This is a genomic window from Idiomarina sp. 017G (assembly GCF_004362265.1).
Classification (GTDB): Bacteria; Pseudomonadota; Gammaproteobacteria; order Enterobacterales; family Alteromonadaceae; genus Idiomarina; species Idiomarina loihiensis.
This window is the reverse complement of the sequence record NZ_SNWT01000001.1, coordinates 675,609-690,521: the sequence shown is the minus strand read 5'-3', so window position 1 is coordinate 690,521 and position 14,913 is coordinate 675,609. Positions and strand designations below refer to the sequence as shown.

General features: G+C 47.0%; 10 protein-coding genes. 4 read left to right on the top strand and 6 right to left on the bottom strand.

What is annotated here, in order from left to right; all coding sequences use genetic code 11:
• The first annotated feature begins 103 nt into the window (after positions 1–103).
• Both DEU30_RS03380 and DEU30_RS03375 read left to right on the top strand, forming a co-directional pair.
• Positions 104–1,276, top strand: a complete 1,173-nt coding sequence (locus tag DEU30_RS03380) for a YCF48-related protein (RefSeq protein ID WP_011234619.1) — start codon at positions 104–106, stop codon at positions 1,274–1,276.
• Positions 1,277–3,607, top strand: a complete 2,331-nt coding sequence (locus tag DEU30_RS03375) for an MMPL family transporter (RefSeq protein ID WP_114981266.1) — start codon at positions 1,277–1,279, stop codon at positions 3,605–3,607.
• 85 nt (positions 3,608–3,692) lie between these two features.
• Here DEU30_RS03375 and sbcB read toward each other — a convergent pair whose 3' ends face one another.
• Positions 3,693–5,132, bottom strand: a complete 1,440-nt coding sequence (sbcB, locus tag DEU30_RS03370; protein ID WP_114981268.1) for an exodeoxyribonuclease I — start codon at positions 5,130–5,132, stop codon at positions 3,693–3,695.
• A 62-nt stretch (positions 5,133–5,194) separates the two neighbouring features.
• Positions 5,195–5,431 carry a hypothetical protein gene (locus DEU30_RS03365; protein WP_114981270.1) on the bottom strand — a complete coding sequence of 79 codons (237 nt, stop codon included), beginning with the start codon at positions 5,429–5,431 and terminating at the stop codon, positions 5,195–5,197.
• Positions 5,432–5,520: 89 nt separating this feature from the next.
• On the opposite strand from DEU30_RS03365, the gene DEU30_RS03360 reads away from it, so the two are divergent.
• Together DEU30_RS03360 and hrpA are read left to right on the top strand one after the other, a co-directional pair.
• A complete protein-coding gene (locus tag DEU30_RS03360; protein ID WP_114981271.1) occupies positions 5,521–6,558 on the top strand; it encodes an isoaspartyl peptidase/L-asparaginase in 1,038 nt (345 codons plus the stop codon).
• A gap of 11 nt (positions 6,559–6,569) precedes the next feature.
• Positions 6,570–10,499 carry an ATP-dependent RNA helicase HrpA gene (gene hrpA, locus DEU30_RS03355; RefSeq protein ID WP_114981272.1) on the top strand — a complete coding sequence of 1,310 codons (3,930 nt, stop codon included), beginning with the start codon at positions 6,570–6,572 and terminating at the stop codon, positions 10,497–10,499.
• Positions 10,500–10,535: 36 nt separating this feature from the next.
• Here hrpA and DEU30_RS03350 read toward each other — a convergent pair whose 3' ends face one another.
• The 4 genes from DEU30_RS03350 to nrdA form a co-directional block, all read right to left on the bottom strand.
• Complete coding sequence (locus DEU30_RS03350) at positions 10,536–10,802, bottom strand: GrxA family glutaredoxin (RefSeq protein WP_011234612.1); 267 nt, start codon at positions 10,800–10,802, stop codon at positions 10,536–10,538.
• Between the two features lie 102 nt (positions 10,803–10,904).
• The gene (gene yfaE, locus DEU30_RS03345; protein ID WP_011234611.1) at positions 10,905–11,165 is read right to left on the bottom strand and encodes a class I ribonucleotide reductase maintenance protein YfaE; all 261 of its coding nucleotides are present in this window, start codon (positions 11,163–11,165) and stop codon (positions 10,905–10,907) included.
• 3 nt (positions 11,166–11,168) lie between these two features.
• The gene (nrdB, locus tag DEU30_RS03340) at positions 11,169–12,302 is read right to left on the bottom strand and encodes a class Ia ribonucleoside-diphosphate reductase subunit beta (RefSeq protein WP_011234610.1); all 1,134 of its coding nucleotides are present in this window, start codon (positions 12,300–12,302) and stop codon (positions 11,169–11,171) included.
• A gap of 18 nt (positions 12,303–12,320) precedes the next feature.
• Positions 12,321–14,651: a class 1a ribonucleoside-diphosphate reductase subunit alpha gene (gene nrdA, locus DEU30_RS03335; RefSeq protein WP_114981274.1), complete on the bottom strand. Its 2,331-nt coding sequence runs from the start codon at positions 14,649–14,651 to the stop codon at positions 12,321–12,323.
• Between the last annotated feature and the right edge of the window lie 262 nt (positions 14,652–14,913).

The following is a 14,913-nucleotide window of genomic DNA, read 5'->3' as shown; positions in this document are numbered from 1 at the left end:
AGCAATACTTTAACGAAAAAAAGCACGAATTTAACGAAAAAAGGTTTTCAAATTATCTTGAGCTTATACAATCCTATGACATTTTTAGTACCCGGGAGGTTCCATGCGCTTGTCTTTAACCCCATTAGGGGTGTTGTTGGGGGCTATTTTTAGCACCGCAGTGCTCGCACAGGATAGCGACACAACAACGATTACTGATTACGACGTGATCAGTGCACCAGCATTGTCATCAGACAGAATTAAAAGCGAAGTACTTATTGAAGTGACGACTGTTGGAACGCGACTTATAGCCGTCGGTGCGCATGGAAATATTATCTGGAAAGAGGGTGATGACTGGCAACAGGCAGAAGTAGATACAAGCGTACTGTTAACCAGTATCGCTTTTGCTGACGAGCAAAATGGATGGGCGACCGGGCATCATGGCGTCATTATTAAATCAGAAGACGGCGGTAAAAGCTGGAAGCGCCAGTTAGACGGTTTTGAACTAATGACGTTAGAAGAAGGCTATTTTGAAAATCGAATTGAGAAACTCAACGAACAACTCGAATCAACCGACGATGAAGACGTTATCGGTGAACTGGAGTGGCAGCTTGAAGAAGCTCAGTTTCAGGTTAGTAATATAGAGGCAGCCAGAGAAGAAGGCCCCAGCAAGCCCTTTTTAGATCTTTATGTTAAAGACAGTCAGACCGTGCTGGCGATAGGTGCTTATGGTACCTTCCTTAAAACTGAAGATGGCGGCGAAAGCTGGCAGGTTATATCGGGTCGTTTGGAAAACCCGGGCGGTTATCATTTGAATACCATTTTTGGTCGGGGTGACGACTTATACATTGTCGGGGAAGCCGGATTAGCCTTTGCGAGTTACGATGGTGGTGAGAATTGGGAGACCCTTGATTCTCCTTATCGCGGTTCGCTGTTTGGCGGACACCTTGATGCCGAGGGCCGTGTTTGGGTTTACGGCTTACGCGGCAATGCCTTTGTCTCAGACGATAAAGGACAAAACTTTACAACCGTTGATACAGGCACCAGAGTTAATCTGTCAGCGGGAACCAACACTAACAAGGGTACTCAGCTAATTGTCGGGCATTCCGGAACCATTCTTGAGATTGATGACCAGCTAGAAGTAAAGAACCGGACACATCCGAGCGGTTCAGTTATGACCGATATTATTGAAGTGGCCGAAGGCGAGTGGATTATGACGGGGCGCAGTGGTTTATTGCACTGGCCGGCCAAAATCACTGAAGAAGAAGCATTAGCAACGCAACAAGGAGCGCAGTAAATGGATAATCCGAGTGCGAATAAACCAGCGGGACTGCTGGAGAAGTTATTATTCACGGTACGGGCTCCCTGGCTAATTGTCTTTTTGTTACTGACCTTGTTTTTGGGTTATCACGCGTCACAGGTTCGCCCCGATGCCAGCCTGACCAAAATGATCCCGACCAACCATCCATTTATTCAAAACTATTTTGAGTATCAGGACGACTTAGCCAGTTTGGGGAACGTTGTCCGAGTGGCGGTTGAAAATAAAGACGGCGATATTTTTGAAGCCGATTTTCAACAGGAACTGCAAAAAATAACCGACGAGATCTTTTTTATTCCGGGCGTTAACCGCTCCGGGCTTCGCAGCTTATGGACCCCCAATGTCCGCTGGATGGAAGTAACCGAAGAAGGTTTTGTCGGTGGCCCGGTTATTCCCGATGGCTACGACGGCAGTGAAAACTCCTTAGATCAACTAAGAACCAATGTTTTGCGTTCAGGTGAAGTAGGGAACCTGGTTGCCAATAACTTTAAGTCAACCATCGTCTATATTCCGCTGGATGAAGTTAATCCGGAAACCGGTGAAAAGCTCGATTATCAGCAGTTTTCGGAAAAGCTGGAAACCCTGGTTCGTGACAAATATCAAAGTGATGATATTGAAATTCACATTACTGGTTTTGCGAAACTGATAGGCGACCTTATTGAAGGCGCCGAGCAGGTTGGTTTGTTCTTCCTGTTGGCTATTGCTATTACGCTGGTCATGCTTTATCTCTACAGCCGCTGTTGGCGCAGCACCTTTATGGTACTTAGCTGCTCAATTATCGCGGTGGTCTGGCAACTGGGTATTATTGAACTTATAGGCAGCGGTATTAACCCGTATTCAATGCTCGTACCATTTTTGGTCTTTGCCATAGGGGTTTCGCACGGCGTACAAATTATTAATGCCATTGGCTCTAACCGGGTTGCCGGGCTTGATAAAGTTGCTGCGGCTCGCACAGCGTTCCGTGGCCTGTATATTGCCGGGTTAACCGCTCTGGCCAGCGACGCCATTGGCTTTACGACCTTGATGGTTATTGATATTGAGGTAATCAAAGAACTGGCAATAGCCGCCAGTATTGGTGTTGCCGTGGTAGTGCTGACCAACCTAGGTTTATTACCTATTTTAATGTCGTACCTGGGAACGTCAGACAATGGTGTTGCTTACCAGAAGAAAATAAAGGACGAGCGTCATCCACTATTTGATTTCTTCGCTAAGTTTACTCAGCCTAAATGGGCGTATTCGGCGCTAGTTATTGCTCTTGTTATGCTGGCCTGGGGCTTAGTCAATAGTCAGAATATGGCAATTGGTGACCTTGATAAAGGCGCGCCGGAGCTTCGCCCGGACAGTCGCTACAATCAGGACAATGCCTTTATTGTTGAAAACTACAGTTCCAGTACCGATATTTTTGTGGTGATGGCGGCTTCCGCGCCTGAGCAATGTATTGCCTACGATAACCTTGAGATTATGGAACGTTTTAGCTGGCATATGGAAAATACCAGCGGTGTTCAGGACGTTAAATCTGTCGTCTACGTCTCTAAAATGGGCATGTTTGGTATTAACGAGGGTAACCTTAAGTGGTTTAGTTTAAACCGTAATAAGTATGTTACTAACGCCTCGTTAAGCCGTATTCCGGATGGTTTGATCAACAACGATTGTTCAATGGCACCGGTCATTATTTACCTGGATGACCATAAAGCTAAAACCTTAGAGAATGTCGTTGGCTCGGTTAATGAGTTTAACAAGAACTATCAACAGGAAGGTTTAGAACTGTTGATGGCAGCGGGCAACTCGGGTATTGAAGCGGCAACCAACTCAGTTATAGAAGCAGCACAAAATAAGATGCTGCTATGGGTTTATGGCGTTGTTATCGTGCTGTGCTTTATTACCTTCCGTAGCGTTCGTACAGTAGCTTGTATTGTACTGCCGCTGGCCTTTACTACTGTTATGAGTCAGGGACTAATGGCGGTGTTAGGCATAGGCATTAAAGTGGCTACCTTGCCGGTTATTGCCTTAGGGGTTGGTATTGGTGTCGACTACGGCATTTATATCTACAGTAAAGTAAAAGAGGGCTTGCAGCAGGGCATGTCGTTGCAGGAAACCTACAAGTACTCGCTGGATAACACCGGCAAGGCCGTCGGCTTTACTGGCTTAACGCTGGCTATAGGCGTCGCTACCTGGATATTCTCACCCATTAAATTCCAGGCCGATATGGGTATATTGCTGACCTTTATGTTCCTGTGGAATATGTTGGGTGCACTTATCTTAATTCCGGCACTGGCAAGGTTATTCAGAGTAGGGAATAAAAAAGCTTAGCTCTTACCTTATAACTTGAGTTAGTGAATTAAGGCGTCGGCTTTTATTAAGTCGGCGCCTTTTCTTTTATAGCGATAGTGAGCTATTAAAGCGATGCGGCGTAGTCATACAGTGACTTCAGCAACCGCAGTTTATGCGCATCTTCCTGATGCTGATTCGCTAAGTCTTCCAGCTTCAATGCAAAGTCTTCTGCAGATAATAAGCCTTCTGGCGGCTCGACTAAGCGCTGCTGACAAAACAAACGCCACTTATTTAGTTCTTTATCGCTAAGAGTCGACGGGTAGTTTCGTGCCCGGTAACGGAACAGCAGCGTAGGCATACGCGGGTCCTGAAAATCCAGTTCCAACCCTGCCAGTTGGTGTGGCTCTGACGAACGGATAATCTCCATATGCTTTTTATCCTGAGGGGAGAAAAAGCCATCGTATATCTGGTGGTCAACGTCGGTTCTGGGGGCAAACTCTTTGGTTTGTTCAAACACCTGCATGAGTTTGTCGCGGAAGTCGCTGTTTTCCTGTAACCATTTAGCGTTTGTCTCCAGGGCGGCTGTATCTAATGCGGCACTATTAGCAGCTTCAGCAGAAATGGTTTTAATGGGGGCTAAGAAAGGACAGCGACCCAAGTGAATATTTTGGATGCCGCTCTTCTGTAAGCCTTGCTCCTCCAGTTCCCTACGACTGGTGTAGGTTAACTCCGTTAATTCTTCTACCGATTTATCGGCAAAATCCATGGGAGGAACTCGCAAGTCCCAGGCAATAACGTTGTTATTTTGCTTAGGATGAAAGCCTAGCGGCAATATAGCCGACAAATAGCGGTTAGCCGTACCGTAAAACCCACTGACATGGGCCAATGGTTCCGGAGCCTGCCAGTTAAACAAATTCAGTAGATTTTGTTTACGGCGAATATTGTAAGCCCACTGCCACAGCTTAGGCTGTTTTTCGCTGATAAGTTTTGCCAGACCAATGCTCGCGTAAACGTCCGACATAGCATCGTGCGCCTGGCCGTGCTCAATGTTATTGGCAACACTCAAGTGCTCCAGTTTTAGACTGGGTTGTCCGTCAGAATTCTCCGGCCAGTTAATACCGTCCGGGCGTAATGCAAAGCAGGCTCGCACCACATCAATTAAATCCCAGCGTGAATTGCCGTTTTGCCAGCTGTATTCGTAAGGGTCATAAAAGTTGCGATAGAACAGCAAACGGGTGACTTCGTCATCAAAACGAATGTTGTTGTAGCCAATAATTGTGGTATTGGGCTTTTGAAACTCATTTGCTATGGCTTTGCTGAATTCCGCTTCACCGACACCTTGTTTCGCAGCAAGCTGCGGGGTTATGCCGGTAATTAAAGTCGCTTCGGGGTTCGGCAGAAAATCCGGTGTGGGCTGAGCGTAAAGCGTTAAAGGCCGACCGATAACATTAAAAGCTGTGTCTGTGCGCAAGCCCGCAAACTGTGCAGGGCGATCCACTAGCGGGTTAGCCCCCCATGTCTCATAATCGTGCCAGTAAAAGGTTTCTTGTTCGTTTTGTGCCATAAGCCTAACTGCTCAGCGGAAAAGGAAAACTATAGCACGAGCCTGCAGATAAATTCAGCCACTCACTCCCTTTCAATCTTATTCACTTGCACGTCGTAAGCTTTGTCCAGCTTTTGCTCTAATGTGCGGTCGTCTTCGTGGCGAAAAGCAAGTTCGGCGTGCGGCAGAATGCGGTCGGCTAAACGCTGTGCAACGGTGTCTCTGAACTTTTGTTCGTTATCTAGTGCTTCATTATCTACTTCCAGCGTAATTTGCTGTCTGTCGCCTAAGTGTGTGTACTCAACGCGATAAGTCGGCATCTGTATATCTCCTCGTTGTCAGTTCGTTGCTTTCCTGCGACTATGTTGTGACTAACAATCTAGCCTATAACAATAAAATCGAGGTCAGAATGAAAAAACTCTACTTATCAGCATTACTTGCCACCGCTGCGTTTGGATCGCTATTACCAGCCGCACAGGCGGATGATCATGATGTTGAATACGCTATGGCCATTCACGGCGGTGCCGGTACTATTACCCGTGCGAATTTAACCGCCGAACAAGAGCAAGCCTACAAAGATAAATTGACGGAAGCTTTAGAAGCTGGGCGTAAGGTATTGAAAGAAGGCGGTGACAGCACCACCGCTGTTATCGCGGCTATTCAGGTAATGGAAGCATCGCCACTGTTTAACTCTGGCAAAGGCGCGGTTTATACCTGGGATGGAGAACATGAGCTGGATGCTTCGTTAATGGAAGGCCTGAATGGCAATGCCGGAGCCGTTGCCGGTGTGAAGACAGTAAAAAGCCCAATAGAACTGGCGCGTGAAGTAATGGAAGAGTCGGTACACGTCATGCTAAGTGGTGAAGGCGCAGAGCTGTTTTCCCGGCAACAAGGGCTGGAGCAGGTCGAGAACAGCTACTTTAATACTGAGCACCGTTATCAGCAGCTACAAAACGCCAAGGAAACCATTAAGAAAAGTGAACAGCCAGAGCAACAAGCCTGGGAGTATCTGGATTTAGACTACAAATACGGTACCGTTGGCGCTGTGGCTGTTGATAAAAACGGGTTATTGAGCGCTGGTACTTCAACCGGCGGCATGACAGCTAAACGTTATGGTAGAATAGGGGATTCCCCCATTATTGGCGCCGGCACTTGGGCGGATAACGACAGCTGTGCAGTGTCTGCTACTGGACACGGGGAATATTTTATTCGCTTCCATGTGGCGGCTGATATCTGCTCGCGGGTTAAGTATAAAGGGCTTTCGGTCAGTGAGGCCGGCGATGAAGTCATTCACGGGGTGCTGGAACAAGCGGGTGGTACCGGAGGCGTTATTATTATTGACGCAGAAGGCAATATTGCTATGCCGTTTAATACCGAAGGTATGTATCGTGGCTATATTAAGGGCGAAGGTGATGCCCATATTGCTATTTATAACGAGGATGAATAAGTTCGGAGTCTATGAGTCGTCAAAAATCGCAGGATAAATCACAAAGTCAGCCTTTTGTTGATAAATTTCAGACACAATTAGAGCAATGTACAACACAACAGGCCGCGCTTTTGCGCGGTCGTTTGCGTGGTCTGAGTAAAATTAAAAACGAGCAACGACAGCAGCAGGTGCTGGAGCGGATAGCTGCGGACATTGAAATTGCCGAGTTGGCATATTTAGAGCGTCAGCAGCAAAAGTTTCATATTAGTTATCCCGAAGAATTGCCGGTTGCCCAGCAGCGTGATGACATTAAAAAAGCCATTGAGCAGAATCAGGTGGTGGTCATTGCCGGTGAGACCGGTTCGGGTAAAACCACTCAGCTACCGAAAATGTTGCTGGAACTGGGTTACGGTCGCAAGGGTACCATTGGTCATACTCAACCACGACGTCTGGCAGCTCGCAGTGTTGCCGCCCGTATTGGTGACGAGCAGCAGGATCACGCGAAAAAACAGGTGGGTTATAAAATCCGCTTTCAGGATGAGACCGCACCAACGACAGCAATAAAGCTAATGACCGACGGTATGCTGTTATCCGAACTGCAGCAAGACCCTCTGCTACTGCAATACGACGCCATTATTATTGATGAAGCGCATGAGCGCAGTCTGAATATTGACTTCTTGCTGGGTGTTCTGCATACGCTGCTGCCCAAACGCAATGATCTTAAAGTTGTTATTACCTCAGCGACCATTGAAACCGAACGTTTCTCCAAACACTTTCATGATGCTCCCGTACTGACGGTAACCGGGCGAACCTATCCGGTGGAAGTTCGGTATCGACCGCCAAAAGAAGACGGCAAAGCAGCCGATACAGACGTACTTCAGGGCGTTTGCGACGCGGTAGAAGAGCTGCAGCGGGAAAGTGAAGGTGACATTCTAATTTTTGCGAGCGGTGAGCGAGAAATTCGTGATTACGCGGACGCTATTGGTGACTTGCAACTGCGTAATACGGAAGTTTTGCCCTTGTATGCGCGTTTATCGTCGCACGAGCAGAATCGTGTGTTTCAGTCGCACAGTCAACGGCGTGTGGTTATTGCCACCAACGTAGCAGAAACCTCATTAACCGTGCCGGGCATACGCTTTGTGATTGACCCGGGCACAGTGCGTATGAGCCGTTACAGTTACCGCACTAAAGTGCAGCGCTTACCTATTGAGCCTATTTCACAGGCCAGCGCCAACCAGCGCAAAGGCCGTTGTGGCCGTATTGGTCCGGGTATTTGTATTCGCTTATACAGTGAAGAGGACTTTTTGCAGCGTCCGGAATATACCGATCCGGAAATTCTCCGTACCAATTTGGCGGCGGTCATATTGCAAATGTCGTCGTTGCGTTTGGGTGACATTCGCCAGTTTCCTTTTGTGCAGAAGCCCGACGAACGTTTTGTCAAAGATGGTCTGAACTTACTGGAAGAGCTGCATGCGATTAAACCCGGACGTAAAAACGAACAACCGAAATTAACGGATACAGGACGGCAACTGTCGCGGCTGCCTCTGGATCCGCGCCTGGCCAGAATGGTCATAGCCGGGCAGCAATATGGTTGTGTTCGGGAAATGCTGATAATTACCGCGGCTTTGAGTATTCAGGATCCGCGTGAACGGCCGCACGATGCACAGCAAAAAGCGGACGAATGGCACCAGCGTTTTCGCGACAAAAGCTCCGACTTTATGGCGTTTCTCAATTTATGGAATTACGTCAAAGAACAGCAGAAAGCTTTATCAGGAAATCAGTTCCGTAAGCAAATGGGTCGTGAGTTTATTCATTTTATGCGCTTGCGCGAGTGGCAGGATATTTACACGCAAAGTCGGCAAACGGTTCGGGAAATGGGACTATCCATTAATGAGGAAGCTGCCACCTTTGAGCAAGTGCACCGGGCGTTAATTACTGGCTTATTGTCTCAGGTGGGTGTTAAAGAAGACCGACACGAATATCAGGGAACACGCCAAACGCGTTTTCATATTTTTCCGGGCTCGGGTTTATTCGGTAAACCACCCAAGTGGCTTGTTACCGCAGAACTGGCGGAAACTTCAAAATTGTATGCGCGTATTAATGCCGATATTGACCCTTTGTGGATAGAGGAAGCCGCGCCGCATTTAGTTAAAAAGCAATACCTTGAGCCTCATTTTGAGAAGAAACAAGGCAGTGTGATTGCCGATGAGCAGGTGACGTTACTGGGACTTATTCTGGTGCCCAGAAGGCGCGTTCAATTCGGCCCAGTGTCGCCGGTTAAAGCCCGTGAAATATTCATTCGCGAAGGGCTGGTTAATTCGCAGCTAACGCGCAAACTGCCTTTTATTCAACACAACGTAAAGTTGATAGAAGATGTTCAGGCGCTGGAGGCGAAATCACGGCGGCGCGATATTCTGGTGGATGAAGAGGTGTTGTTTGAGGCTTACGACCGCGCCATACCCGAAGGCATCTATAACGAAAAGTTGCTGGCAGGCTGGTGGCATAAGGCGGCCAAAAAAGAGCCTAAGTTGCTGTTTTTTGAGCGTGACGACCTTATTGCCGGCGAAACTGAGCATATTACAGAAAATGAGTATCCGGAGTTTTGGCGACAGGGCAACCTGCGACTGCCGTTAAGCTACCATTTTGAGCCTAACGCTGAAGACGACGGCGTCAGTGTGAATATTCAGCTGGGTATTCTGAACCAGGTGAAGCCGGAAGGTTTCGACTGGCATATTCCTGCGTTGCGCGAGGAGCGTATTGCCCACTTAATTAAGTCGCTGCCAAAAACCTTACGCCGTAATTTTGTACCGGCGCCTAACTTCGCTGGCGCGATTATAGCCGATGTTGAGCCGTTGCAGGGACGCTTAACTGGCGCTATGGCGACTAAGTTGCGCCGTATGACCGGCGTGACAGTTCCGGAAGAAAACTGGGATGAGTCCTCGCTACCGGCTCATTTACGCATGAATTTTAAGATTCTTGACGGTAAGAAACTGGTGAATCAGGGGCGCGACTTGCAAAGCCTTCAGCAGCAGTTATCCGGTAAAGTGCAGCAGCGGCTGGAGAAAACCGCCGGTGATGATATTAGTCGCGAGTGGGTGGAAAGCTGGGACTTTGATGACTTACCGGAAGTTATTACCGAGCGCCAGCAAGGTTTTGAGCTTAAGGCTTACCCGGGCTTAATCAATAAAGGCAAAGGACAGGTTGCGCTGCAATTGTTCGATAACCCGGAGCAAGCGAAGAAGCATCATAAAGCCGGTGTGCGCGAATTGTTACTGCAACAAATACCGTCACCTATTAAGCATTTACAGAAGTCACTGTCGAATAAAGCCAAATTGGCCATGTATTTTAACCCCTGGGGTAAAGTGGATGCGTTAATAGCCGACTGTATAGCAGCGGCGGTAGACGGCCTTATTCAGGAACAAATTGAACAGGGCAATGGGCTTAGGGAGCAAAAGGGCTTTGAGCAATTAAAAGATATTGTTCGTGCTAATTTGAATGAACGTGTTGAGCAAATAGCCCTGGAAGTTGAACAGTGCCTGCTATTGTCACAACAGGTGAGAAAGTCTCTTAAAGGTAAAATCCCATTGGATCAAATCCAGTCCCGGGGCGATATTCAGGACCAACTGGATAACTTAGTGTTCGCCGGGTTTGTCTCTGCTTTTGGTGGGGAGCGCTTGAGTGACATTGTGCGTTATTTAAAAGCTATTCAACGTCGGCTGGAAAAGCTGCCGGTTGATCCGAATAAAGACAGATTAATGACTCTGACTCTGGCAAATCTGGAAGAACAGTATAAAGCAGCGGTGAAAGTTTATGAAAATAAAGGCTCGGTTGTTCCCGATGACGTTACTGAAATTCGCTGGATGATTGAGGAGCTGCGAGTATCATTTTTCGCGCAGACACTGGGGACAAAGTATCCGGTGTCGGAAAAGCGGGTTAAACAAGCAATAGAGGCGGCTAAATAGCCGCCTCTACGATAGGGTTACATTGCTAACACAGAATTATGCAGTATATAGCCCTAAGTTTTCTTTTGCGTAGGCTTCAAACTCTGTGAAACCACCAACGTGTTGTTCGTCGACAAAAATTTGAGGAACTGTTTGTACCGGTTTGCCTACTGTTTTCTCAAGGTCAGCTTTACTGATGCCTTCAGCGTGAATGTCGACATAGCGATAATCAAAATCTTCCATATCGGCTTTTAATTTATCCGCAACTTCTACGGCACGAACACAAAAAGGACAACCCGGACGTCCAAAAATGACTGTAAACATGAAATACCTCTCTCACAAAAATTTATGGTGCCATTATCCAGATTTTATTGCTGGTTAACAATTGTTCTGCACGATGGGCACAATCGATTTAATGAATAATACTTAGTGGTCAATGTCCAGATCTGACTCCGGGACACAACAGCAGGGCAGAATGTCGCCTTTTCTGACATAAGCCAGAGGTTCTGTTGTATAACGGACTTTACCGGACTTTAGGGTGCTACGGCAGGCACCACAAAAACCACTGCGGCAGTGGTAGTGCATTTCTAACTGATGCTTTTCTAAGGCCTCGAGTAAGGTGCCTTCAGTCGCGTCAACGGCAAGTTCGGGCCCACCGTTGACAGTGACTTTAAAGGTGTTAGCCATAGCTTAGAGATCAAAGTCCCCAAGGTCGGAAGCATTAACTTCGCTGTCTATCTGACCAACAAGGTAAGAGGTGATTTCTGATTCCTGCGGCGCTACCTGAACGTTGTCTGAAACCAGGTACTTATTCATCCACGGTAATGGGTTGGAGCGCTGGTTCTCAAACGGTGCATCAAAGCCAATGGCCTGCATACGTAAGTTCGCAATATATTCGACGTACTGGCAGAGCATGCTCTCATTCAGGCCAATCATTGAGCCGTCTTTAAACAGGTAGTGCGCCCACTGTTTTTCCTGCTTCACTGCAGTCATGAAAATTTCATAGGCATCGTCACGCAGTTCTTCGGCAATCTCTTTCATTTCCGGGTCATCTTCGCCGTATTGCCACAAATTAAGAATGTGCTGTGTCGATGTCAGGTGAACGTTTTCGTCACGGGCAATCAATTTAATAATTTTTGCGTTGCCTTCCATTAACTCACGTTCTGCAAAAGCGAACGTGCAGGCGAAACTGACATAGAAACGAATAGCTTCCAGCGCGTTAACTGAGTTAATGCATAAGAATAGTTTCTTCTTAATTTCCCGCTGGGTCACGGTGTGGGTTTTGCCTTCAACAACGACATCGCCTTCACCGTGCGTCTGCAACAGCTGAGTATAGAAAATAAGATCATCGTAGTATTTGGAGATGTCATTCGCGCGAATTTTAATTTGCTCATTAATGACGATATCTTCAAAGACTTCGCTGGGGTCACTAAACAGGTTACGCAGAATATGTGTGTACGAGCGCGAATGTATGGTCTCAAAGAATGACCAGGTTTCAATCCAGGTTTCCAGTTCCGGAAGAGAAACAATAGGCAGTAACGCGATATTCGGCGAACGCCCCTGAATCGAATCTAACAGTGTTTGATACTTCAGGTTAGAAATAAACACATGCTTTTCACTGGCTGTTAGCTTGTTAAAGTCGATGCGGTCGCGGCTGACATCGATTTCTTCAGGTCGCCAGAAAAAGCTGATTTGTTTTTCAATCAGCTTTTCAAAAATGCTGTGTTTTTGCTGGTCGTAGCGAGCAACGTTAACGGAGTTGCCTAAAAACATAGGCTCCGTTAACGGGTTATTCTGCTCTTGATTAAAGGTTGAGTACGACATTCGCTAAAATCCTTCTTATTAAATTTTGCAGGCGCCGCCGGCACAGTCATCATCTTCTTCAATGATCACTTCTGTCGGCTGAGCTTGAGACGCAGCAGCACCTTTACGTGCAGCAATGTCGGATTGATTATCCGCAGCACCGTCACGGGTGTTGTGATAGTAAAGCGTCTTAACACCAAGCTTATAGGCCGTTAATAAGTCCTGCAGAAGCTGCTTCATTGGTACTTTACCGGCTTGGAATTTACTTGGATCGTAATTGGTGTTCGCAGAAATTGTCTGGTCGACAAACTTTTGCATAATACCAACCAGCTCAAGGTATCCCTTGTTGTTCGGGATTTGCCATAACAGCTCGTACTTGTCTTTTAAGTTTTCGTAATCAGGAACTACCTGTTTGGTGATACCGTCTTTTGACGACTTAATGCTGACAAAACCACGAGGCGGTTCAATACCGTTAGTCGCGTTAGAAATCTGCGACGATGTCTCAGAAGGCATTAACGCTGATAACGTGGAGTTACGCATGCCGTGTTGTTTGATGTCGGCACGAAGCTTGTCCCAGTCCAGATGCAGAGGTTCATCGCAAACCTTATCCAGGTCTTTCTTGTAGGTATCGGTTGGCATAATGCCCTGAGAGTAGGTGGTCTCATTAAATTTAGGGCACGCACCTCTTTCTTTAGCCAGATTCATTGACGCTTGCATCAGATAATACTGTATTGCCTCAAAGGTCTGATGAACCAGACCATTTGCAGAGCCGTCTGAATATTTAACGCCGTGCTTAGCTAAGTAGTAAGCAAAGTTAATCACACCAATGCCCAGAGTACGACGGTTCATTGTTGCATTATAAGCGGCCGGAACAGGGTATTCCTGATAGTCCAGCAGGCTATCCAGTGCGCGAACGGCTAAGTCGGCTAAGTTTTCAAACTCGCCCAGGTTTTCAATTTTGCCTAAGTTAAAGGCCGACAGCGTACAAAGGGCAATTTCACCTTCTTCGTCGTTCACATGACTTAGAGGCTTAGTTGGTAACGCAATTTCAAGACACAGGTTGCTCTGACGAATAGGAGCAACTTTAGAATCGAACGGGCTGTGTGTGTTGCAGTGGTCAACGTTTTGTACGTAGATACGGCCAGTACTGGCGCGTTCCTGCATAAACAAACCAAACAACTCAATGGCTTTAATACGTTTTTTGCGGATGCTTTCATCCTGCTCGTACTGAAGGTACAAACGCTCAAATTCGTCCTGATCTTCAAAGAATGCGTCGTAAAGGCCTGGCACATCCGACGGGCTGAACAAGGTAATGTAATCGTCTTTAATCAGACGCTGGTACATGGTGCGGTTAAACTGCACACCGTAATCCAGATGGCGAACCCGGTTTTCTTCAACACCGCGGTTGTTTTTCAGTACCAATAAGCTTTCAACTTCCAGATGCCAAAGCGGGTAGAACAGGGTAGCGGCGCCACCACGAACACCACCTTGCGAACAGCTTTTTACCGCTGTCTGGAAATATTTATAGAACGGAATACAACCTGTGTGGAAGGCTTCACCGTTACGGATCGGGCTGCCCAGAGCGCGAATACGCCCTGCGTTAATGCCAATACCGGCACGCTGCGATACGTATTTTACGATGGCGCTTGAAGTGGCATTAATAGAATCGAGACTATCGCCGGCTTCAATCAGAACGCAGGAGCTGAACTGACGCGTAGGCGTGCGCACACCCGACATAATAGGTGTTGGTAGCGAGATTTTGAATTCAGAAGCGGCGTCGTAGAAACGTTTAACGTAGTCCATACGAGTGCTTTTCGGGTAGTTGGCAAACAAACAAGCCGCTACCAGAATGTATAAGAACTGAGCGCTTTCATAGATGTCGCCGGTAACCCGGTTTTGAACCAGATATTTGTTCTCTAGCTGTTTAACGGCCGCGTACGAGAAGTTCATGTCACGCCAGTGATCCAGAATTTCGTCCATCTGGTCAAATTCTGCTTCAGTATAGTCTTCCAGCAGGTGCTCATCGTAGCGATGCTCTGCAACCATCTTTTTGACCTGGTCGTAAAGACGCGGTGGCTCAAACTTACCGTAGGCCCTTTTGCGCAAGTGGAAAATAGCCAGGCGCGCAGCCATATATTGATAGTCGGGCGCTTCTTCTGAAATTAAATCAGCTGCAGCTTTGATGATGGTCTCGTGGATATCTTCGGTTTTAATACCGTCGTAAAACTGAATGTGAGACTTAATTTCGACCTGAGAAGCTGAAACATTGTTAAGACCTTCAGCGGCCCACATGATAACCCGGTGAATTTTATCGAGGTTTAGCGGTTCGCGTTCGCCGCTGCGTTTAGTGACATAAAGTTGCTCGTTCATTTTGCGCCGACTCTTAGCTTTTTGTTATATGTTTGTAGCCACAAGATATTGTGCTTATTAGTTGTACAGGGCGATATTTACACAATATCTAGTGTCTTGGGAATGAAGAGTATGCTAGGTCTAACTGCCACTTCGATCAAGTAAATTTACGGGCAAAAACAGGAATAATTTTGATTTAGAAATCTTGATTTTTTGTCAGCCTTTGTTTGGCGTGAGTTTGCGCTGGTAATCTTGCTATATATTTTTTTGATCTTTTAAAAGA